The sequence below is a fragment of the Saccharopolyspora dendranthemae genome (genome assembly GCF_007829955.1).
GTDB lineage: Bacteria > Actinomycetota > Actinomycetes > Mycobacteriales > Pseudonocardiaceae > Saccharopolyspora > Saccharopolyspora dendranthemae.
The window spans coordinates 591,681-613,552 of sequence record NZ_VIWX01000002.1; the positions used below are offsets into that span (position 1 = coordinate 591,681).

Sequence of the window (21,872 nt, forward strand, 5' to 3'; positions counted from 1 at the left end):
GTATTCGCGCGGTGGATGGCTCGTAGGATCGCGGTGGTGATGACGCAGGAAGGGGTGACCGGTCGTGCAGCTGGGACAGCTCGATCTCAACCTCCTGGTCGTGCTCGACGCGCTGCTGCGCGAGCAGAACGTCACCCGCGCCGCCGAGCGGCTGCACATGTCGCAGCCGGCGACGAGCACCGCACTGGCCCGGCTGCGCAAGATCCTGGGTGATCCGCTGCTGGTCAAGCAGGGACGGCACCTGCGGTTGACGCCGCGCGGTGAAGCGCTCATCGAGCCGGTGCGCGAGGTGCTGGCCACGATCGAGCAGCACATCGTCACGCCCCCGGGCTTCGACCCCGCCCACGACGAGCGGACCTTCACCATCGTCGCCAGCGACTACGTGGGCGTGATCATCATGCGGCCGCTGCTGACGCGGGTGAACGGCGTGGTGCCCAACGTCAGGCTGGAGCTGGGATCGCTGTCCGCGGATGCCGCGCGCATGGTGGAACGCGACGAGATCGACCTGGTGATCCTGCCCGAGGTCCTGGCGGAGGGCATGCTGTCGAGCTCGTGCTCGAGCGCGCGGGTGGTCCGCGACCGGTACGTGGGCGCCGTGTGGTCGCAGCATCCGCTGGCCGGTGGATGGCTGTCGCTGCGGGCGCTCGCCGAGTACCCGTACCTGGCGTTCGCGCCTCCGAGCGGCTGCAGCCTGATGGATGAGGATCTCGACCGGGCGGGGGTGGCCCCGAGGGTCGAGGCGAGCTCGGTCAACTTCATCACCATGCCGTTCCTGCTGGCGGGCACGGACCTGGTCACGATCATCCCGGAAAGCCTCGGGAAGCAGCTCGCCCACGCCGCCGACATCGTGTTGCTGGAACCGGAGTTCTCCCTGCGCCCGGTGCGCGAGTCCGCGTACTGGCACAGCCGCCGGGACGCCGACCCCGGGCACCGCTGGTTGCGGGAGCAGCTGCTGGCCGTGGTGCGATAGCTGGTATTCACGCCGCGCATTTCCGCGCTCACCGGTGCCGCTCGTAACGTCGGACGCGTCTGAAGGAGGACGCGATGACGCGATGGGTCGACGGCTACGCGCTGGGGACCTTCTCGGACGGGAGCCGGGAGTTCGCCGGTCTCGTCTCGGGTGACCGGGTTCTGCCGCTGGACGAGGCGGGGACCGTGCGGGATCTGCTGGAGGACTGGGACGCCGTGCGGGCCCGGCTCCCGGAGCTGGCCGCGACGCTCGGCGGCGGGGGTGGCAGGCCGCTGGGGGAGTTGTCGGTGCGGGCGCCGGTGGTGCCGCGGCAGATCATCCAGGCGGGCGCGAACTACCGCAGCCACGTCGCCGAGATCGTGCTGTCGGGCCGGGAACCCGATGACGCCCGCAGCGACGACGAACTGCGTCGCGAGGCCGAGAAGATGATGGACGACAAGGCCCGCACCGGGAGCCCCTTCTTCTTCGCCGGGCTGCCCGCCGCGATCTGCGGCCCGGACGACGACGTGCTGCTGCCCGCCGAATCCTCGAAGGTGGACTGGGAGGTGGAGCTGACCGCGGTGATCGGCAAGACCGCGCACCGGGTGCCGCGCGAACGCGCGCTGGAGCACGTCGCGGGCTTCACCGCGTGCAATGACATCAGCGCCCGCGACCTGCAGTTCCCGCCGGAGCACCGGCCGTTGGGCGGGGACTGGATCCGGGCGAAGAACCGGCCCACGTTCCTGCCGACCGGGCCGTTCATCACCCCCGTCGAGGTGCTGGGGGACTACCGGGACCTGCAGATCACGCTCGACCTCAACGGCGAGCGCAAGCAGTCGGACGTTCCCGCGAACCTGCTCTTCGACGTCGAAGCGATCATCGCGGCCGCATCCGCGGCGACGACCCTGTACCCGGGGGATCTGGTCCTCACCGGCAGCCCGGCGGGCAACGGCGGCAAGTGGCAGCGCTGGCTCGAACCCGGCGACGTGCTGGAAGCCGCCATTTCCGGCATCGGCGCGCAGCGCAACACCTGCGTGCAGGAGCCCCGATGAGCCGGCCGGGACCGGGACGGGTCGAGGAGGTCTCCGACGGCGTCTACGCGTTCGTGCAGCCCGACGGCAGCTGGATGATCAACAACAGCGGGTTCGTCACCGGTGCCTCCGGGGTGCTGTGCATCGACGCCTGCGCGACCGAACGACGCACCCGGGACCTGCTCGCGGCGATCAACGAGGTGACCGCCGCGCCGGTGCGGACGCTGGTCAACACTCACCACCACCCCGACCACACGGCGGGCAACGGGTTCTTCCCGAACGCCACGATCGTCGCCCACGAGCAGGCCCGCCCGGAGATGCTCGCGCTCGGCCTGCCCGCCAACGGCGGGTTCTGGTCCGATGTGGACTACGGCTCGCTCGAACTCCGGCTCCCCTCCTTGACCTTCACCGACCGGATCACGGTGTGGGTCGACGACGTGCGCTGCGAGCTGATCCATCCCGGACGTCCTGCGCACACCACCAACGACGTCGTGGTGTGGCTTCCGGAGCGCTCCGTTCTCTTCGCCGGGGACCTCCTGTTCCACGGCGGCACCCCGTTCCTCCTGTCCGGATCGGTGCGGGGCTCCGTCGAGGTCCTCGAACACTTCCTGAAACCGCTGGGTGCCACGACCATCGTGCCCGGTCACGGCCCGGTCTGCGGGCCGGAGGTCATCGACGAGGTGCTCGACTACTCGCGCTTCGTGCTCGACGTCGCAGAACGCGGCCGGGAAGCCGGGTTGAGCCCGCTGGAGGTGGCGCGCCAAACCGACCTCGGCAGGTTCGCCGCCTGGACCGACGGAGAACGCATCGTCGGCAACCTGCACAGCGCGTTCGCCGAGTCCGCCGGACAGCCGCTGGATCCCGTCGCCGCGCTGCGCGACATGGTCACCTACAACGGCGGCCGACCGCTGACCTGCCGGGCCTGAAACCCGTTGACTCCCGAGGAGTTCTGATGTCCGAGATCTTGCTGTCCCAGCTCTCGCACGTGGAGCTGATCAGCCCGAAGCCCGCCGAGACCGTGCAGTGGATGAAGGAGGTCTTCGGGCTGGAGGAGACCACCCGCGAGGGCCAGTCGGTGTACCTGCGCGGCTGGGCGGAGTGGCTGCACTCCAGCCTGATCATCACCGAGGGGCTCGAACCCGGCGTCGGCCGGATCGGCTGGCGCACCTACGGCCCGGGGGATCCGGAGATCGTCGCCCAGCGCCTCGCCGACACCGAAGAGGCCGTCGGCTGGGTCGACGACTGGCCCGGGCACGGCGCGACCTACCAGTACCGCGCCCCGCACGGCCGCCATCTGCACGAGGTGTTCTGGGACGTCGACCGCTACCAGGCTCCCCCGGAGAAGCGGGAACCGACGATCAAGAACCGGCCGCAGCGCTTCTCAGGAACGGGAATCGGAGCCCGCTACCTCGACCACGTCACCATGCCGACCCGGAACATGCGCGGCGACATCGACTTCTACACGAACCTGGGCGCCCGCCACACCGCGCAGACCGAGGTCGAACCGGGCTTCGAGGTGTTCTCCACCTTGACCTGCAACGGTATTCGCTCCACCCACGACCTCGCGCTCGTGCCCGACTTCAGCGGCATGACCGGACGTGCTCACCACATCGCCTTCCGCGTCGACCAGCGCCAGGACGTGGAGCGGGCGGCCGAGATCTTCCTGGCCAACGACACGCCGATCGAGTTCGGCCCGGGCGTCCACGGCATCGACGAGATCACCTACCTCTACGTCCGCGAACCCGGCGGGTTCCGGATGGAGATCAACGCGGGTGGCTGGATCAACAGCATGCCGGACTGGGAGACGACCACCTACCAGGCCGCCGGCGGCAACCCGGGGCAGAGCATCTGGCGCAACGTGGAGGCGCCCGAGGGCTTCCACGACGCCTGGCCGCTGCCGGCGGGGGAGGCCGCGGTGCGGCAGGACGCGGCAGTGGCGGCCGAGAGCGTGCGGGACTTCTTCGGCGACCAGGTGGGCGGCGCGCGATGAGCGTGCGACGGGTGCTGGTCGTCGGCGGTGGGATCGGTGGGCTGTCGGCGGCGGTGGCGTTGCGTCGGGTCGGTGTGGAGGTCGACCTGATCGAGAAGGACGCCGAGTGGTCGGTCTACGGGGTTGGGATCATCCAGCCCGGCAACGCGTTGCGCGCGTTGGATCGGCTCGGCCTCGCCGAGGACTGCGTGGTGCAGGGGCATCCGATCGTGGGGATGCGCAGGTGGAGCGCCGACGGCACCACCGTCCTGGGGGAGACCGACTTCCCACCTGCGGTGCCGGGTCTTCCGCCGAACAACGGCATCACCCGACGGCGCCTGCACGACATCCTGGTGGCGGCCGCGGACAGCGCAGGCGCTCACGTCCGCACGGGTGTCAGCGCGACCGCGGTGGAGCAGGACTCGGAGGGCGCGCACGTCGGGTTCAGCGACGGGCAGCACCACAGCTACGACCTGGTGGTGGGAGCGGACGGGCTGTACTCGCGGCTGCGCGAGCAGATCTTCGGCGACGACGTCAAGGCGAAGTTCACCGGTCAGGTCGCCTGGCGCATCAACCTGCCGCGGATCCCCGGACTCGACCGGCTCTGGATGTACCGGGGAGCGCGGGGGAGCGCGGGGTTCGTCCCGCTGGCGCATGACCTGATGTACATGCTCACGATCGAGAAGGTGCCCGACGGCGCACCGGTCCGCCTGCCACGGGAAGGCCTCGCCTCCGAGTACCGCAACCGGCTCGCCGAGTACGGGGGAGCGGTCGCCGAACACCGCGAGCTGGTCCGCGACGACGCGGAGGTCGTCTACCGCCCGGTCGAGAACATCTTGCTTCCCGCGCCCTGGCACCGAGGACGCGTCCTGCTGATCGGCGACGCGGCCCACGGCACCTCACCGCACTGCGGTCAAGGTGGCGCCCAAGCCATCGAGGACGGAGTCGTGCTCGCCGAGGAGGTCGCGACAGGACTCCCGATCGAGCAGGTCCTCGACGGCTTCATGAACCGGCGCTTCGACCGCTGCAAGGCCATCGTCGAAGGCTCCGAACGCATCGGCTCGTGGGAACAGGACCACACCCTCGACATCGACCCCGATGCGGTGGCCTACGAGGTCGCCGTGGCCGCGATGGCCCCGCTGTGACCGGCCCGGCTCAACCGGGGGTCGGAGGAGAGCCGATGCCCCGCACCGTCCCGGCGGTCGACGTCCACGCCCACCTCGGGGTGCCCGCGGTCGACGAGTTGATCGCCGACGAGCCGGGTCTCGCCCGGCAGCGAGCGATCGACGGAGCGTCTCTGGGACCGGAGTCGGCAGCCTGCAACGCGGAGCAGATCGGCGCTCTCGCCGCGAAGCTGACCGACGTGGACCTGCGCATCGCTGCGATGGACCGCGCGGGTGTGGATGTGCAAGCGGTGAGTCCGGTGCCGCTGCCGCACACCTGGGCGCCTCGGGAGCTGGCCACGCGCATCGCTGCGCTCACCAACGAGGCGGTCGCCGAGTTCTGCGCACGACGACCGGACCGGTTCGTGGGCATCGGTGCGGTCTCGCTGCAGCATCCCGATCTCGCCGCCCGCCAGTTGCGAACCGCGGTGCGGGAGCGGGGAATCCGCGGGGTGCAGATCTCCACCGTGGCAGCGCCCGGCATCGAACTCGACCACCCGTCCCTGGCTGAGTTCTGGGCAGCCGCCGAGGAACTCGACGCGGCCGTGCTGATCCATCCGTGGGGCTGCACCCTGGGCGAACGGCTCAACGCCTACTACCTGTTCAACACCGTCGGAAACCCCGTCGAAACGGCCCTCGCCCTGTCGCGGCTCGCGTTCTCCGGCTTGCTGGAACGGCACCCGCGACTGCGGATCTGGTCAGCGCACGGAGGCGGATATCTCGGCAGTCACCTCGTCCGCGCCGACCACGCCTGGTCGGTGCGCGGCGATGCGCGCACCACCGAAGCACCACCGAGCGAGCTGCTGCGCCGCACCTTCGTCGACTCCCTGGTCTACACGCCTCACCAGCTGCGTCACCTGGTGGAGACGATGGGCGCCGGGAGCGTCACGCTCGGCAGCGACTACCCCTTCGACATGGGCGTCGAGGACCCGGTGGATCGCCTGCTCGCGGCCGGATTGGACGTCGAGACCAGCGAGGCGATCCGAGGTCGCAACGCGGAACGACTGCTCGGCCCTCTGCCGGGCCGATGAGTTCACTCGAGGCCGCCTTAGCGGGCAGCCCGACCAGACCCGATTTCCACTCCGGGCAGTCCCCGGGTTCTACAGTGGCGCGGTGGGGCGCTGCGGTGCCCCCCCGGCGACCGCGAAGGCCGCCACCGTCAGCGACGAGCGAGCGGAAGGTTCGACGATGGAAAAACGTCGGCTCGGTGCCGAGGGGCCAGAGCTGTCCGTGATCGGCCTGGGATGCAACAACTTCGGGATGAAGCTGGAGCTGGAGGATTCCCGCGCCGTGCTGGAAGCGGCCCTGGAGAACGGGATCACCCACCTCGACACCGCCGAGATGTACGGCGGCGGCCGGTCCGAGGAGATCATCGGCGAGTGCCTGGGGTCTCGCCGTGACGACGTGGTCATCGCGACGAAGTTCACGCCCCGGCCCCAAGACGAGCCCTACACCCCGGGAGCGCTGGCCAAGCGCATTCGCGAGGCCTGCGAGGGCAGCCTGCGACGGCTGCGCACCGACCGCATCGACGTCTACTACCAGCACTACCCGGACGCCGAGGGCCCGCAGGAAGAGGCGCTCGTCGCCCTCGACGAACTCGTGCGGGCCGGCAAGGTCCTGCACGTGGCGTCGTCGAACGTCTCGGCCGAGCAGATCGACCAGGCGCAGGAGATCGCCGATCAGGGGTCGCTGTCGCGGTTCATCGGCACCCAGATCGAGTGGAGCCTGCTCAACCGCGACGTCGAAGCCGAGATCGTGCCCGCCGCGCGCCGCAACGATCTCGGTGTGGTGCCCTACTTCCCGCTGGCCTCGGGCCTGCTGACCGGCAAGTACCGCAAGGGCGAGGCCTTCCCGGAGGGCAGCCGCTTCGACAAGCTGAAGCCTCTGGCAGACCGTGTCGTCAGCGACGAGAACTTCGACCAGGTCGAACGCCTGACCGCCTTCGCCGAAGAACGCGGCCACACGATCCTGGAACTCGCCGTCGCCTGGCTCGTGGCGCAGGAACCCGTCACCTCGGTGATCACCGGCGCGACCCGCCCCGAGCAGGTCCGCGCCAACGTCGCCGCCGCGCAGTGGCAGATGACCGCGGAGGACCTCGCCGCCATCCCGTGATCGCAACCGATGCCCGGGGGCGGGCCTGACCGGTTCGCCCCCGGGTCCGCACGTTCTCGTGGTGCCGGTGAGCGTCTTCGCCGGGCCGAGCGGTGTCAGCCGCGCTGGAAGAATTCGACCAGGGACGTGGCGATGTGCTTGCCCTCGGTGAGGTCCGTTGCTTCGCGCACGACGATGCGGACGCGGGTGACGTCGCTGGTGCCGATGTAGATCTTGGGCTGGCTTGGCTGGTCGGCGAGGCCGGTGCTGATCGTGCGGGTGCTTCCGTCGGCCTGGGTGATGATGATGTCCAGCTTGGACGGCCTGGCCTGCGCGGCGAATCCGTCCGGCTTCGATGACGGGCCGATGTGCACCAGCATCCCGACCAGGCGGAACGGCTGGTCGAAGTCGAAGTCCGCCCATGCGCCGGGACCGGGGGCACCCCAGTAGACGTCGGTGCGCACGTCGGTGAGGGCGCCTGCCGGGTGGCCGGGGACCGAGTCGCTGGCGGTGACCGACGTCGGTGCGACGGGCACCGCCTCGGAGGTCTTGTCCAGCACGTCCTGCACCGCCTCCTTGCCCAGCGGGTAGAGCAGCAGAGCGGCGACCACCAGCAGGATCACCGCGGCGAGGATCACCAGTCGCCGCCAGAGCTTGTGGCGGTCGTGGTTGCTGAGCCGCCTGGACTGCTTTCGCGGGGTGGCCGGCCCGGTCGGGTGGAGCTGGTGGGCGCAGCGTCGGCAGAACCGCCGGTCCGGCGGATTGGCGGTCCCGCAGGACGGGCAGGGCGGACCGTCCTGCACCGCCTCCTCGACCGGGGCGGTCGATTCGGGGCGCGGTGCGACCGGTTCGGCCGGCTGCACGGCCTCGGGTTGTTCCGGCTGCGCGACGGGGATGCGCCGGGTCGGAGCCTCCGATGACGGCGGCGAGGTGGTTCCGGTGCCGGCGCCTTCGGCCTCCCAGCCCAGGTAGGTACCGCAGGTGCCGCAGAAGTCGTCGTCGCGGGCGACCTGCGCGCCGCATGTCGGGCAGGAACGCATCGCGCTATCCCCTTCGCTGCTGAGGTGGACCGGGCAGGACCTCGACGGTGCAGGTGAGGTGCACCGGGCGGGCGGACTCGACCAGCGCGGTCACCTTGTGCCGGTCCACCTCCGACCGGCCGGGCCAGACCTGCACCACCACACCGGTGACGGCGGTGCCGGGAAGTGCCGTGCCGGGCCGGGTGGACCACGCCGAACCCGGACCGTCGAGGACGCGCGCCTGCACGCCCGCGCACAGCCGCAGCAGATCGACGAGCCCGTGCGCGGTGCCGCGCTGCCGGTGCAGCTCGACCGCTCTGCGCAGCACCGCCCGGCGCAGCTCCAGCGGCCACGCCGGGTCGAGCTCGACGGCGACCCACTCCGCCAGCCAGCCCGCGAAATCCGCCGGGGTCACCCGCGGATCGAAGTAGTGCGCCAGGTTGTCCAAGGTCGACAGGATCGGCGCGAGGACCTGGTCCAGGCCCGCGGTGAAGCGTTGTGCGAAGTCGTCCTCGGCGTACATCGCCGGGAGCAGCGTGCCCAGCGGGTAGCGGCTCGGCAGGCCGGGGACGGCGTGCCTGGTCATCCGGTCACCTCGCCCGCGGGCTGCACCATGACCTGGTGCTGGTGGGAGAAGACCAGCGCGTGTGCGGCCAGATCCACGCGGTCCACCGGCGATCCGCGCTGGCCGGTGATCGGGTCGGCGGGGAACAGGCGGACCTCGTCGACCAGATCCGCGCCCGGAACCCGCTGCAGCACCGCGAACACCTCGCCCAGCTGCACCGGACGGCCGAACGGCCAACCGGTTTCGTCGATGCCACCGCGCAGCGGGTTGAGGTAGTGGTACAACGCTGCCAGGGCATCGTGTCGCACCGGGTTGAGGTCGGGGCGTGCGGATCGGATCCGCGCCACGACGGTGATGCCCTGGAAGAACGGCGGTTCCACGATCAGCCGTGTCCCCAGCAGCCTGCGCTCGTCCAGCCGGGCGGCGATCGTGGCGAGCAGCTGCTCGGTCGGCACCAGCTGCTCGAAGCGCAGCTGGTCGCCGGAGTCGGCGACCACGTCGGGCACGACCAGCACCCGCGCCGCACCGGGCTCCTGCCCGGCGGGCAGGCAGCGGATCCGGGCGGCGGCCGGGGCCGCCTGCCGCGCGATCTGCTCGTAGTCGTCGGCGGTCACCGCGCGCTCCTGCACGCGGAGCTGGTTCGGTGCGCGCACTTTCGCCTCCGCGACGGTCTCGCCGTCCACGCCGCCGGACGCGGCCTCGCGATTGTCGACGCTGGAGATGTAGGGCACCGAGCTGCGCAGCACCGAGATCGCGCCGCGAGCGACGTTGCCCGCCCGGCCTCCACCGGTGCGGTAGGTCGGCACCCTGATCTGCGCTCCCTTCGGCGGCACCGCGCCGAAGGCCGTCAGGGAGCCGTCGGGGGCGCGCACCGCAGGCGGGAAGCCGAACTCGCCGTTGGTGGCGTCCAGCGTGACGTGCCGGTCGGTGGGCGCGGACTCGCCGAAGTGCTCCACGACGCCCCAGTCCTGCCAGCCCTCGCCGACCGAGACCTGGACGACCACCGGTTCGCCGTCGGTGAGCACCGGAGCCCGGTCGAGCCGGAAGTGCTGCCCTGCAACGCCCTCCGACACTCCCAGCGGAGCGTCGGTGATGGTCTCCGCGTGCTCGACGCGGGTGATGCCGCCGATCGTGAATGCCTCCGCCACCCGCACCGTCGGCGACTCCGAGTAGAACGGCTGGTCCTCCACCGGCTCGACGACCCGGCAGCGCAACCAGCCCGCCTGCACCCCGGCCACCACCGACGGGCTGTGCCCGGCGGGCACGTGCAGCAGCACCTCGCCGGGCCGGTTGAGCCCGCCGGTGGCGTCGTCGAACACCGCGCACTCCGTCCAGCGCATCCCGTCCCACGACTCCCAGGCCAGCGGCGGCTGCCGGGGATCGACGCCGATGCCCTCGACCTGGCTGTCCAGCCGCACCGCCACCACGCAGCGCGGCACCGCGTTGGACAGCCCGAACAGCATCGCGTCGCCGACGGCCGGTTCGGCTTGGAAGCACGGCACGTCCCGGCCCACGTCCAGGTCCTTCGTCCGGTTCGCCTGCTCGCCCGCCGCCGAGATCGTCACCAGCGACTTGAGCTCGCACGGCACGATCGGCAGGTCCTCGGTGGTGCCGAACACCACCGCGTCCCCGGTCTCCGACCGCGCGGTGGCGACCTCCGTCCCGCTCGGCAGCAGCACCGTCTCCGCCTGCGCCGCCGACAGCCAGAAGGTCACGTCCGCGCGCGCCGCCGCCGGCGGGAACAGCCGCACGCCCAGCAGGTCCAGGAACGCCAGGTAGTTCTTCTCCGGAACCCGGTTGAGCCGGTACACCAGCTGGTCCACCATCTGCGCGAACGTCTCGATGAGGGTGACGCCCGGGTCGGAGACGTTGTGATCGGTCCACTCCGGTGCCCGCTGCTGCACGTAGCGCTTGGCCTCGTCGACGAGCTGCTGGAACCGGCGATCGTCCAGGTTCGGCGTGGGCAGTGCCATCAGTCGGCATCTCCGTCGTTGTGCGGGATCGTGTAGAAGGGGAAGACGAGGTTGCGGCGATCGTTGGTGGCGCGCAGCGTGTAGTGCACGTCGATGTAGAGCACGCCGTCGTCGACGGCGTCGAACGCGATCACCACGTCGGACACCTCGATCCGGGGTTCCCAGCGCAGCAGTGCGGCCCGCACTTCGTAGGCGATGCGCCCGGCCGTGGCGCCGTCGCCCGGGGCGAAGACGTGGTCGTGGATGCCGCAGCCGAACTCCGGGCGCATCGGGCGCTCGCCCGGTGCCGTGCCCAGCACCAGGCGGATCGCCTCCTCGATCTCCTGCTCCCGCTCGACCATGCCGATCCCGCCGGTCGCGCCCACCCGCAGCGGGAAACCCCAGCCACGGCCGATGAACCGATCGCTCACATCGGCCCCCCGATCAGCACGTTCACCGCACCGCCCAGGACCTGGGCCCCGCAGGTGGTCTTGTCGCCGAAGCAGGCCGCCGGGAACCCGCCGATGAGCACCACGTTGAGACCCGGAGCGCTGGGCATGATCACGTTGCCTCCGCTGATCACGGCGTGCGGCGGGACCGGGCACACGATCTGACTCCCCACCACCGCAGCGGGTTTCCCGCCGATGAACACGGTGGCGATGGCCTGCGCGTTGACCCGGGGCGGGCCGACGGTGCCGCCGTGGTTGGTGGGGTCGCCGACTCGAGCGGCAGGGGGCATCGCGAGCTCCTCGTCAGTTGATGCGGACCAGTCGGCCGCGCAGTGAGGCGGTCGCGCCGCCGTCGATGTCCACGCTGGTCCGACCGTTGATCGACACCGAGGTGCTGGCGTCGATGGACACCGATTTGCCGGACAGGGTGATGTCACCGGTCCCCGCGTCCAGCTCGATACCGCGGGAGCTCAGCGACATGCGGGTCAGCACCCTGCGCCCGCCCGCGGCGCGCACCGTGATGTCGATGGTCTGCTTCTGCTCGTCCATCCGGACGTCGAGCTTCTTGTTGCCGCTGGCCAGGTGGACTCCCGGCGAGCGAGTGGTGGCGTCGATCAGCTCCAGCCGATGTCCCTTGGGGGAGACCAGGGAACGCCGGTTGACCTTGCCGCTGGTGCCGTCCACCAGCGGCACGTCGTGCTCCGAGGGCGCGTCCATCCCGTTGTAGAGCCCGCCGAGCACGTAGGGGTGGTCGAGGCTGCCCTGCTCGAAACCGACCAGCACCTCGTCGTCGACGTCCGGGCTGAACACCCCGCCGCCGCCCTTCCCGCCGAGCTGCACGGTGCGGACCCAGTCGGTGGTGTAGTCGTCGGCGAGCCAGGGGAACTTGAGCTTGACCCAGCCGCGCTCGGACTTCCCGGGTTCCTTGATGTCGGTGACGATCCCGGTGGCCAGGCCCGGGATGCGCGGACCCCGGTCCGGCGCGTTCGCTCCGGTGGCCAGCCCGGTCAGCGACCGGTCCGGCGAGGAGCTGACCAGCACCGTCGTTCGATAGCCCTGCCCGGGTTCCAGGACGTGGTGCACGGCGGTCGCGGTGTACTTCCCGGCGAAGTCCTTGCCGACGTTGCCCAGCGCCACCGGCACGCCCGCTCGCAGCTTCGGGTTGCCCTCGGCGACCGCCTCGATCTCACCGAGCGCGGATCGCATCGACGACGCCAGGGACTTCGCCGTCGTCCTCGCCTCGGCCTGCGTCCCGTAGGGCATGTCGGTGACCAGCAGCTCGGGCTTGCCGAACTTCGAGCTCGCCTTCGCCGCCGTCAGACCCGGCTGCACGACGTCGCTGCCGGCGGTGGTGTCCCTGGCGACCAGCGGTTTCTTGGTGGAGACGTTCCAGCCGCGCACCACGACGGCGTCGACCTGGTCGGCCGCGGTGAGCACCGCGCGCAACGCCATCAGGTTGCGGCCGTACTCCAGCACGAACGGGCTCTTGTTCGCCGGCGTCGACGGCGACGGAGCCCGGGAAGCTGGGGTGAGCTCGGCGAAGTCGAGGAGGCCCTTGCCGTCGACGCGCACCGCGACACCGTGCTCCTGGGCGAGGTTCTGCAGGAACTCCCAGTCCGAGACGTTGGCCTGCGAGAGCTGCGTGTAGGTGATCGCCTTGGCCTTGATCCGGCCCGGTCGCAACCCGGCGCCGGTGGCGATCGTGCGCACGATCGCGTCCGCGGTCATGTTGCGGAACGCCTTGACCTTCCGGCCGCGCATCAACCGGTGCGCCTTGCTCATCGCCCTGACCACCGTGAACGAACCGGTCCCGTCGGAGTCCAGCTCCAGCGCCGTGACCTCGCCGGCGAAGATCTCCTCGGCCGCCGAGCTCGCGGTGGTCGTCACCTTCACCGTCAGCTCGGAGCCGATGCCGATGCTCGTGGCGGTCAGCAGCTCGTGGTTCGGGTCGCGGAACACCAGCGTCGCGGCGTCGGGCAGCCCGACGTTCTCGTCCACCACGCAACTGGTCAGCTGCTGCTGCCACGCCGCGGGCAGCGCCGCCGGGGTGCCCACGATGGGATCGGCGGCCACCGACCTCCCGGAGCTGTCGTTGCCCATCACGCGTCCCTCTCATCGTCGAGCGCGGGAACCAGCAGTTCCGCGCCGGGGGCCAGGATCATGGGGTCGTCGATGTCGTTGGCCTCGGCGATCACCCGCCACGCGGTCGCGTCGCCGTACTCCTGCCAGGCGATGTGCGCCAAGCTGTCCCCGGCGACCACCCGGTGCGTGCGGCGGGCGTTCTCCGAGCCCGACGTGGGGTTCTGGCCAGGCGTGTCGGCACCGGCTTCGTCGATGCCCAGCGAGCACGTGGCGCGCAGCGGCTTGCCGTCGACGTCGAAGAGCGAGTACTCCACCGAGAAGCTGGACAGCACGCCGTTGAACGAGGTCGTCTTCGCGGTGCCCCACTCGAACCGCACCCACGGGCTGGCCGGCTTCTTCGCGGCCAGGCTCTTGGGCGTGGGCACGCAGGCCACCATCAGGTCCTCGACCTTCTTCTCCACCGACCCGTCGTGCTTCTCGGTGGCGTCGAGGAACACCTCCAGCGACAGCGAGCGCGGGCCGCTGCCGACGAACTCGGGCGTCGCCGAATCGCTGGCCATCCGCGTGGGGTTGCGGCGCCACTCGGTGCTCTTGGTCAGGCTGAGGCGGTTCGGGTTGAACTGGAACCGGACCTCCTTGATCTTCGCGCCGGGCCGGGCACCGACCTTCGCGGGCGGTTCCATGATCAGCAGCTTGGCGCGGGCCAGGTTCCTGCCTGATGCGGCCATCGGTTCCTCCTCACGCCGGTCGCAGTCCCTCGTGGGCGATTTCCAGCGTCTCCACCGCGGCCTGCGCGGTCGACGGGTCGAACGACGGCCCCTGCCAGCTGACCGGGATGATGCCGAGAACCTGCCAGCGCGCGAGGGGTGTGCGGTCCGGTCTCAGCGCGACGATCTCGCCGTCCTTGCGCTCCGCCCGCTGGATGATCTTGGAGATCCAGCGGGAGATCTTGGTCGTGTCAGTGGTGACCGGCCTGGTCAGCGTGATGTTCGACCAGGTGATCCGGGTCGGCAGCTGCCAGGTGAAGCCGTTGTTGCCGCCCTCGTTGAACTGCTCGACCTCCACCTGCGCGCCGAGCCCGGAGCAGGTGTGGAACGGGCCCAGGTCGTTGCCGGCGATGCTCAGCCGGAAAAACACGCTGGACGCGAAGATGTCCGTCGACATCGTCATCACTCCTTCCGCTACCTGCGACGATCGTTCAGGCGGCCGATCCGCTCCCGTCCGTGGCGCAGCTCGGTGCGCAGCAACCGGCTCACCGGTTCGACCAGCTTGCGAGCGAGTTCATCGGTGTCGGGCCGGGAGGCTTCCTGGGGCTCGTCGGACTGGGTTTCCGGTTGTGGGGCGGGTTGTTTCGCGTCGCGTTGGACGACCGTGACCGGGACTCCGGCGGGAACGCCGGGGATCGGGCCGGATGCCTGCGACGGGGTTGTGCGTGGGGTGCGTTGGATCGGGCGAATGCTCGGCGGACGGTGCGTCGGCACGTCGTCGGCTGCCGGGCTCGTGGAGCGGAGCCGGGCGGTGGCCGGGACGAGATCGCTGGTGGACGTGGGTGGTGGAGCGGCGGGGCGTGGTCGGGTCGTCGTGGTGCGCTGGACCGCCGGGGGAGTCGGGTGCGTCGGGTCGGGTCGCTTCCACTGCACGGGGGGAGTAGCCGGGGGAGCGGGGTTTTCCTGGTGCGGGGGAGCGGGGGTGAAGTTCCGGCCGGTTCTGAGGGGCAGCGGGCTCGTCGCGACCAGCGGCCGGATCCGCTGGGCCGGTGGTTTCGGAGCCGGAGCGGTCGGGTTGGTCTGCGGTGTTGCGGGGCGCGGGGACGACGCCTGGCGCTGGACGGCGACGAGCGGCCCGGTCTCGGCGTGAGCGGCCGGGGTCGTCGGAACTCGCTCCTGCGCGGCAGGGCTTTCCGGTTGCGTCGGAGATCTCTGGACGTGGGTCTGCGGGACGGCAGGTCCGGTATGGCTCGGCGTTGAGGATTCGGGGCTGAGTTTGACCGGGAGCGGATCTGACGACGAACTCTCACCGGCGGTGGAGGGTTCGTCGGCCGTCGGTGTCTGTTCGGACGGAATGCGTTGCACAGAAGGCAGATCCGAAATGATGGGAACGACCGGATCTGAAGCGGCGATGGCCGGTGGAACGATGACGTGCGCCTTCTCCACCACCGTCGGCTCGCTCGAGGCCGCGCTGCTGCGCGAGACCGGCGACGCCCCACCTCCCTCAGACACCTGCTTCACCACGGGCGGTGCCTCGTCAGATCCAGGATCCGCGGGCTCAGTCGCAGCCACCCGCTGAACAGCGTCCGCACCGACGATCGGGCTCACCACGTCGGGTCCAGCATCCGCCGCCTTGAGAGTCCTATGTAGACACTCAGGTGCCGAATCGGGCGAAGGCTTCGCTCGCTCCGAAACCTCGGAGGATTCTGCTCCAGGACTCTGCGTCCGCTGCACGATCGGAGGTGGGTGGGGGAAGTTTTCATGAAAACTTCCCTCTTGAGCACGACGATCGGAGGGGGAGGGGTTTTCATGAGAACTTCCCCCACCTACGGAAGGCGTCACGGGGCCGACAACGGACGAATCACCGGAGCCGGCCTCGGGACCCGTGATCGGCCTCGCGGAGTCCGGAAGCCGCGAGATCGGTGTTCCGATCCCCAGCCGTGGCCGCACCTCGGGAGCCGAGGCGTCGCCCGATGCGGACGAATCCTGGCCCGGTGGAACCGATTCCCTCCCCGAAGGAGCTGACTTCCGGCCAGGCGAAGCTGACTCTCCCGACGGGGACGGATCGTGGGCCGACTCGTGACTTGATGAGCTTGGTTGACGGCCCGGCGGGGGCGAACCGGTCGAGCGTTGGATCGCCGGAGGGTGGCTGCCTGCCCGGTGCTCCGGCGACGGACTCGCCTGGTCGTGCGAGTGGCGTGTCCGGTGGACCACGGGCGGGGCGGCGTCGTGCGTCCGATCGGACCCGGCATCGGGATCGGCTCCGAGCTCGGTCTCGGGCACGACCACGGCGCTGGGCGGGAGGCTCAGCAACGGCTCACCCGGTGCGCTACCAGCGGATATGCGGCGCTGCACGACTACATTCGGATCCCGCGAATCTCCACGAGCAGGCGGCCGGGCGGCAGGTGACGAGTCGTCGGTCCGGACCAGGCGCACCGGACGGGGCGGGACGGACCGCGCCTGCCGGGCGACGGTCAGCGGAGGCGACAACCGCTGCGGCCGAACCAGCGGAATACCGGACCCGGTCCCGGGATCGGCCGTCGGACCCGGAGAACCGGCCACCGGAGAAGCGGACTCGTGCACCCGGGCATCCGGAGACGGGCGATCAGCAAACTGAGCCGAGGGTGCGGCACCAGGGCGCGCGGCAGGAGCCACCCGCCGAGCGGGCTCCACGACCGGCTCCTCCTCCGGCTCGACGTTGCGGACCGGCAGCTCCGCACCCACCGACCGCTGCACCGGAAGTCCGACCGCCGGGCGCAACAACCCGTGCACCAGCCCGGAAGGCCCGGCCGGATCGAGGAGGTGCCCCAACCTCGTCATCACCCCGTGCTCGCGATACGAGGTCACCGAGTCGCGGAACCGCCCACCGGTCACCCCGCACCCGGCGCGCTGGATCACCCCGAGGTCCCCGGAGGCATGCCGCCAACCCCCGTCCCAGCCGGGCACGGCGACCGGAGCCGCGGTGTCCCCGGAACGTCGGGTCTCCCGGGGAGGACGGGTGTCCTCGGCGCGGCGGGTGGACCGCCGGCGGAACAGGTCGAGCAGGCCCACCGGCTCATCCCCCTTCGTTCATGCGGGTGTTGATGTGCGCGATCTCGCGCACCCACCGGCGGCGCTCGTGGTGGTCGAGATCGAGGATCTCGGCCCGCGTCCAGTGGAAGTGGTAGGCGACGTACGCGACCTCCGCGTGCAGCCGCTCCGGCGCGTACGTCACGATTCCCCCAGGCGACCACCTGCCAGGTCGACCTCGAACGCGGTGTCGCACGAGGGACAGGTGACCCCGGCCCGGGTGTGCCCCTCGCTGTTGATCCGCCGGTAGAAGTCCTGGAGGAAGGCGACGTCGGTGGCGTACATGTTCTCCACCACGCCCGTGTGCACGTCGGTGATGTCGCCGAGCTTGGTGATCACCTGCCCGAGCAGGACCACGCTGAGGTACGCCGGGTTCTCCTTGACCCGCAGGTCGATCTGCGTCCGCAGCTCGTCGCGGGCCGTGGCCAGCCGCATCCGGCCTTGCCGGTGCACCGTGCCGTCGCCGTGCACGTAGCCCCGGGGCAGCTCGAAGTCGAACTGGTCGTGCTGCGCCGCCGGTGTCTCCGGCGCGTCGGGGGCGCGGTCCTTGCCCGCGACCTCGTCGAGGTCGTCGAGCGAGGTGATGCGACGCCTCATTCGACTTCGATCCGCTCGAAGACGATGGTCACCTGCTCGGTGGCCGGGTTGGACTCGCCCGCGCTGACCCCCGGCCCCTCCCACTTGCTGACCCAGCAGTCGAAGAGCTGCATGCGGCGCACCGTTTCGCCCTGGGAGTCCTGGATCTCGATGGTCAGGTTCTCCCGCGCGCCCTCCACGTCGCCGTCGATGAGCGTCTTCTTGATCCAGGCGGTGAACTCGGTGCTCTTGTCCAGGCCGCGGGTGATGGTCACCTCGCCGCCCTTCTGCCCGCCGGGCTGCTTCTTGTTGATGCGCTCACCGGTCAAGGTCACCTGCTGGGTCTCGATCACGTCCTGCTCGACGGTGAGACCGGAGACCTCCTTGACCGATTCCACCGTGACGCTGCCGAGTTCCACACCGAACCGATGGGTGGAGAGAGTGTCGCCCTGTGCCATGTCCCGTCGCCTTCCCTGTTACTCGCTGACCAGGCTGGTGCTGTCGGAGTACTGCGAGAGCCGGAAGATCACGAACTCGGCGGGTTTCACCGGCGCCACCCCGATCTCGCACACCACCTGACCGAGATCGATCGACTCCTGCGGGTTGTTCTCCCGGTCGCACTTGATGAAGAACGCCTCATCGGGCGTGCGGCCGAACAACGCCCCGTCGCGCCAGGACTGGTGCAGGAACGCGCCGATGTTGCGCCGGATGCTCGACCACAGCCGGTCGTCGTTGGGCTCGAAGACCACCCACTGGGTGCCGACGAGGATCGACTCCTCCAGGAAGTTGAACAGCCGTCGCACGTTCAGGTACCGCCACGCCGGGTCCGACGACAGCGTCCGCGCGCCCCAGATCCGGATGCCGCGCCCGGCGAACGCGCGCACGCAGTTCACGCCGATGGGGTTGAGCAGGTCCTGCTCGCCCTTGCTCAGGTTCGTCTCCAGGTCCACCGCGCCCCGGATGACCTCGTTCGCGGGAGCCTTGTGCACGCCGCGCTCGGTGTCGCTGCGCGCCCACACCCCGGCGACGTGACCGCTCGGCGGGACCATCGCGTTGCGCCCGCTAGCGGGGTCGAACACCTTGATCCACGGGTAGTAGAGCGTCGCGTACTTCGAGTCGTAGCCGGCCTCGTCCATCCGCCAGGTCCGCACCTGCTGGGCGTTCAGGCCCGGCGGCGGGTCGAGCAGCGCGACCCGGTCTCCCATCTGCTCGCAGTGCGAGATCGCCGCGAGCTGCACGGTTTTCACGCCTTCTGCGTCGATCAACCCGCGCTGGTGGGCGCTCATCAGGTCAGGCACCGCGACCATCGTGATCTCGTCGATGGTCTCCAGCCCGCCGAACCCGGTCCGCGCGGCGAGGTCGCCGACGTACTCCTGGGCGTCGATCTTGGCCGGCACGGGCGCGCTCGGCGGCGCAGCCACCGACACCGACTGGTTGTCGGGCCTGCTCAGGGTTCCCGAGGGCTCGGTGATCTCGATGAGCTTGGACCGCTCCCGGACCTGGGTGACGACATAGCTCTTGACGTTCTTCTTGGCCGAGACGTCGAACGTCTCCGCGACCTTGCCGTCCTGCTTGACCAGCAACCGGAACCGGTCCTCCGGCGGGCTCTCACCCTCGGCGTCGGCGACCTCGACGGTGACGCCCGACCCCGCACCCGGCAGCGCCGACACCCGCAGACCGCCGAGCTCCACCGGCTGCGGCGCAGGGGCTGGGGAGGACTGCGCCGACGGACCACCGATCCGCACGACGTAGGCGGTCCCGCCCCCGTTGGCGAAGTACCCGTACACGGAGTGGGCGAGGTACCCGTCCCCGAACCCGCCGAAGGTCTGCACGAACTGGCTCCAGTTCGTCACCAGCGTCGGTTCGTGCAACGGCCCCTGGGACGCGAACCCGACGAAGGCGGCCACAGCGGTCCCGACCCCTTCGATGGGCCTCGACCCGTTCTGGACCTCCTCGACGTAGACGCCAGGAGACAGGTACGACGGCATGTTCGCTCCTTCAGCTCAAGGCACGGCCAACCCAGAGCCTCGCGCTTCGCCGCACCCGCGAACATGTCCACGTGACCCCCACCGGGGGCAACAGCTCTGCCTCAGAGGGCAAGAAATGCGTCGGACTTCCTCGCGCAGGCCCGTCTCGGCTGACGAGGATGAGGTGCCCGGGGTGCTGACGCGCTACTGTGCGCGTCGGTAGGTCGGTGTCTGCTTCTCGTTCTTCTTCCCGACGTGCCACCGCCTCTTCTTCTTGTTGATCTGGATGATCAGGTCGAAGACACCGAGCAGTACCGGCTTCCACTCGTCTACGGGGAGGGACTGGCGCATGCGGCGAAGTTCGACGACCGGAGCCTCGATCCGGTCCTTGGTGAAGTCGGTCTTGTCCTTGAGGGAGCCCATCGACTCGAATTCTTTCGCCTTCAGGGAGTTTTGGGGGAAGATCTCTGGATATCCGTGTTGGGTGAGAACATCCGTACCCTTGGTGATGTGGCGAAGCCACACATCGCGGGTGAGTTCGGGGAAGGCGACCGGTGGCGAAGGCGGAGATCCCGCACGTTGCAGCACCGGCTCTCCTGCCGGGTAGGGGCTGTCCGGATCTGCGCAGCGCAGCGCCAGGTCGACGAAAAGCCTCCCGTCGTTGGCGGCGAGTTGTTCCCGCTCGGAATCGCCGAGGAGTTTGAACATGGCGGCGAAGTCCGTACGCCCCATCATGGGAGCGATCATCTTGAAGTACGGACGTGTGGGGCTGTGGGCTCCGCCCCGGAGGTAGGCGGCGATCAGCCTGAGCAGTCCCCGCAACTCGTCGCTCTTCGGCTGGTTCTCCGGTTGTTCCTTGAGCACCCGATCGACGTTGCGCTGAGCGGTGGCGATCAGCTGACCGCCGGTGAGATCTTTTTCGGACAGGTCTTTGACATCCGTGTTGTAGTTCTCCTTATCGATCTCGGCCGCGGCGAACAGAACTGAGAGGTTCTTGAGCGGGACTCCCACCGTTGCTTGCGGATTTCCGTCCCTGACCTGGCCATCTGCGATGAACTCGGCTCGGGTGTCGCCGCTCGGCGGGGTCGGCGTTAGCGCGTTCCCGCGTGCCGCACGGGCGAGGTTGTCCGCTGTGAGCATCCTGCCGTCCAGTTGGTCCGCAACTCTCTTGATGCGGTCCAGGGCCTTGATGAGTTGTCTGCGTCCCTTCCTTGACTCGGGGAAGGGCACGGTGACGAACTCCAGGTTGGAGCCGCCGCTGGAGGCATCGTCGGCTTCTACATTGAAGAGTCCCGGTACGGTGACCAGGCTTTCCTGCTTCGCTAATCGCCGAGCCCTGACTCGCGGATCTTGGTTCAGGTCGTGCCAGTCGGCCTCGGAGCCGTTGAGCCCACCGGTTGTCGCGATCGCGTTCCTCAGGTTCCCTACGCCGGGATTCTCGGTGACCTTCTCCAACGGGGGAGTCATGGCGAAGGTCCTGGGGCCTACTTCGATCTCGAATCCGACGTCGCGTTGGACGAATGTGTCTCCCGGGGTCGGCTTCCGGTCGGCGTCCTGCGCCGCGTCTTCCCGGTGCCGTTGCACCGGTTCGGCCATGGCCCGGTCGGCGTTGGCTTCTGCGGCGCGTTCGAAGGAATCCGATGGATCGGAAACCTTCAGCCCATCAGAGGTGCTGGTACCTGCCACCGGGCCGGATCGCTGTTGGGCGACGTGCGTCAACTCATGCGCCAGCATGTGCTTGCCCGAAGTCGAGGATGTGTCGTACCGCCCCTTCTGGAAGACGATGTGAGAGCCGGAGGTGAAGGCGTGGGCCTGCACGGATTCGGCCGCGGTGTGGGCTGCGCCGTCGGTGTGCACCCGCACGTCGGAGAAGTCGTCGCCCAGTCGCGACTCCATCTCCGTGCGCACCGGCGGGTCGAGCGGTCGCCCTGAGGAACGCAGCACGTCGTGCACGGTTGAACGTTGCACCTCCGCAGCTTGAGCTTGCTCGCCGAACATGCTGTTCACGGCTGCATTGCCGGCGGCGCGCTGCAGCGATCGGATCGAGGCCGGCGTCAACGGTGAGCCGCGCAGTGCGGCTGCTGCAGTCGCGCGATCGGATTCTCGGTCGTCCGCGACCTGGGATCGCTGGTGCGGCCGTTCCGGTCGGCAGTCGTGGTCGTTAAGCCGCACGTCGTCCCCTATCGCCATGTGGTCGTGACCGAGGAGACCCTTCACGGTGTCCTTCTCGGCTCTGCTGGGAAATGGCGCACGGGCAGAACCCAGGGCAGCATTCTTGCCCGG

22 protein-coding genes are annotated in these 21,872 nt (G+C 69.8%); 8 read left to right on the plus strand and 14 right to left on the minus strand.

Going from position 1 to position 21,872, the window contains the following annotated elements:
* Window positions 1–64: 64 nt before the first annotated feature.
* From FHU35_RS11520 to FHU35_RS11550, 7 genes are all read left to right on the plus strand, one after another.
* Entirely contained in the window at window positions 65–970 is a 906-nt protein-coding gene (locus FHU35_RS11520; protein ID WP_145738492.1) for a LysR family transcriptional regulator, read from the plus strand.
* A gap of 74 nt (window positions 971–1,044) precedes the next feature.
* The gene (locus tag FHU35_RS11525) at window positions 1,045–2,001 is read left to right on the plus strand and encodes a fumarylacetoacetate hydrolase family protein (protein ID WP_145738493.1); all 957 of its coding nucleotides are present in this window, start codon (window positions 1,045–1,047) and stop codon (window positions 1,999–2,001) included.
* Entirely contained in the window at window positions 1,998–2,906 is a 909-nt protein-coding gene (locus tag FHU35_RS11530) for an MBL fold metallo-hydrolase (protein WP_145738494.1), read from the plus strand. The genes FHU35_RS11525 and FHU35_RS11530 overlap by 4 nt, the downstream gene beginning before the upstream one ends.
* 26 nt (window positions 2,907–2,932) lie before the next feature.
* Window positions 2,933–3,970, plus strand: a complete 1,038-nt coding sequence (locus FHU35_RS11535; protein ID WP_145738495.1) for a VOC family protein — start codon at window positions 2,933–2,935, stop codon at window positions 3,968–3,970.
* Window positions 3,967–5,094, plus strand: coding sequence for an FAD-dependent monooxygenase (locus FHU35_RS11540; protein ID WP_145738496.1), 1,128 nt, complete (start codon window positions 3,967–3,969; stop codon window positions 5,092–5,094). The genes FHU35_RS11535 and FHU35_RS11540 overlap by 4 nt, the downstream gene beginning before the upstream one ends.
* Window positions 5,095–5,129: 35 nt before the next feature.
* Window positions 5,130–6,143, plus strand: coding sequence for an amidohydrolase family protein (locus tag FHU35_RS11545; RefSeq protein ID WP_145738497.1), 1,014 nt, complete (start codon window positions 5,130–5,132; stop codon window positions 6,141–6,143).
* A gap of 157 nt (window positions 6,144–6,300) precedes the next feature.
* A complete protein-coding gene (locus tag FHU35_RS11550; protein WP_145738498.1) occupies window positions 6,301–7,224 on the plus strand; it encodes an aldo/keto reductase in 924 nt (307 codons plus the stop codon).
* Window positions 7,225–7,319: 95 nt separating this feature from the next.
* Here FHU35_RS11550 and FHU35_RS11555 read toward each other — a convergent pair whose 3' ends face one another.
* From FHU35_RS11555 to FHU35_RS11595, 9 genes are read right to left on the minus strand one after another with little or no spacing between them, the layout of a single operon-like run.
* Window positions 7,320–8,243 carry an NADase-type glycan-binding domain-containing protein gene (locus FHU35_RS11555; RefSeq protein WP_145738499.1) on the minus strand — a complete coding sequence of 308 codons (924 nt, stop codon included), beginning with the start codon at window positions 8,241–8,243 and terminating at the stop codon, window positions 7,320–7,322.
* Between the two features lie 4 nt (window positions 8,244–8,247).
* The gene (locus tag FHU35_RS11560) at window positions 8,248–8,808 is read right to left on the minus strand and encodes a phage tail protein (protein ID WP_145738500.1); all 561 of its coding nucleotides are present in this window, start codon (window positions 8,806–8,808) and stop codon (window positions 8,248–8,250) included.
* Complete coding sequence (locus FHU35_RS11565) at window positions 8,805–10,760, minus strand: putative baseplate assembly protein (protein WP_145738501.1); 1,956 nt, start codon at window positions 10,758–10,760, stop codon at window positions 8,805–8,807. Before FHU35_RS11565 ends, FHU35_RS11560 begins: the two co-directional genes overlap by 4 nt.
* On the minus strand, window positions 10,760–11,170 hold the full coding sequence (locus tag FHU35_RS11570; RefSeq protein ID WP_145738502.1) for a GPW/gp25 family protein: 411 nt from the start codon (window positions 11,168–11,170) through the stop codon (window positions 10,760–10,762). Before FHU35_RS11570 ends, FHU35_RS11565 begins: the two co-directional genes overlap by 1 nt.
* A complete protein-coding gene (locus FHU35_RS11575) occupies window positions 11,167–11,478 on the minus strand; it encodes a PAAR domain-containing protein (RefSeq protein WP_145738503.1) in 312 nt (103 codons plus the stop codon). Before FHU35_RS11575 ends, FHU35_RS11570 begins: the two co-directional genes overlap by 4 nt.
* 13 nt (window positions 11,479–11,491) lie before the next feature.
* Window positions 11,492–13,288 carry a VgrG-related protein gene (locus FHU35_RS11580; protein ID WP_145738504.1) on the minus strand — a complete coding sequence of 599 codons (1,797 nt, stop codon included), beginning with the start codon at window positions 13,286–13,288 and terminating at the stop codon, window positions 11,492–11,494.
* Window positions 13,288–13,998, minus strand: a complete 711-nt coding sequence (locus tag FHU35_RS11585; RefSeq protein WP_145738505.1) for a CIS tube protein — start codon at window positions 13,996–13,998, stop codon at window positions 13,288–13,290. Before FHU35_RS11585 ends, FHU35_RS11580 begins: the two co-directional genes overlap by 1 nt.
* Window positions 13,999–14,008: 10 nt before the next feature.
* Window positions 14,009–14,434: a phage tail protein gene (locus FHU35_RS11590; protein ID WP_145739927.1), complete on the minus strand. Its 426-nt coding sequence runs from the start codon at window positions 14,432–14,434 to the stop codon at window positions 14,009–14,011.
* A 17-nt stretch (window positions 14,435–14,451) separates the two neighbouring features.
* Window positions 14,452–14,910: a hypothetical protein gene (locus FHU35_RS11595; RefSeq protein ID WP_145738506.1), complete on the minus strand. Its 459-nt coding sequence runs from the start codon at window positions 14,908–14,910 to the stop codon at window positions 14,452–14,454.
* Between the two features lie 49 nt (window positions 14,911–14,959).
* Here FHU35_RS11595 and FHU35_RS29255 point away from each other — a divergent pair, with 49 nt between their 5' ends.
* Window positions 14,960–15,127 (plus strand): hypothetical protein, encoded by a 168-nt coding sequence (locus FHU35_RS29255; protein WP_186459384.1) that lies wholly within the window; start codon window positions 14,960–14,962, stop codon window positions 15,125–15,127.
* Between the two features lie 1,905 nt (window positions 15,128–17,032).
* Here the strand turns inward: FHU35_RS29255 and FHU35_RS29260 are convergent.
* The 5 genes from FHU35_RS29260 to FHU35_RS11615 form a co-directional block, all read right to left on the minus strand.
* The gene (locus tag FHU35_RS29260) at window positions 17,033–17,191 is read right to left on the minus strand and encodes a DUF6760 family protein (RefSeq protein ID WP_186459385.1); all 159 of its coding nucleotides are present in this window, start codon (window positions 17,189–17,191) and stop codon (window positions 17,033–17,035) included.
* A complete protein-coding gene (locus FHU35_RS11600; RefSeq protein ID WP_145738507.1) occupies window positions 17,188–17,643 on the minus strand; it encodes a hypothetical protein in 456 nt (151 codons plus the stop codon). The genes FHU35_RS29260 and FHU35_RS11600 overlap by 4 nt, the downstream gene beginning before the upstream one ends.
* Window positions 17,640–18,080 (minus strand): phage tail protein, encoded by a 441-nt coding sequence (locus FHU35_RS11605; protein WP_145738508.1) that lies wholly within the window; start codon window positions 18,078–18,080, stop codon window positions 17,640–17,642. Before FHU35_RS11605 ends, FHU35_RS11600 begins: the two co-directional genes overlap by 4 nt.
* A gap of 18 nt (window positions 18,081–18,098) precedes the next feature.
* Window positions 18,099–19,610 (minus strand): phage tail sheath family protein, encoded by a 1,512-nt coding sequence (locus tag FHU35_RS11610; RefSeq protein ID WP_145738509.1) that lies wholly within the window; start codon window positions 19,608–19,610, stop codon window positions 18,099–18,101.
* Window positions 19,611–19,793: 183 nt separating this feature from the next.
* Window positions 19,794–21,806: an eCIS core domain-containing protein gene (locus FHU35_RS11615; RefSeq protein ID WP_246110249.1), complete on the minus strand. Its 2,013-nt coding sequence runs from the start codon at window positions 21,804–21,806 to the stop codon at window positions 19,794–19,796.
* Between the last annotated feature and the right edge of the window lie 66 nt (window positions 21,807–21,872).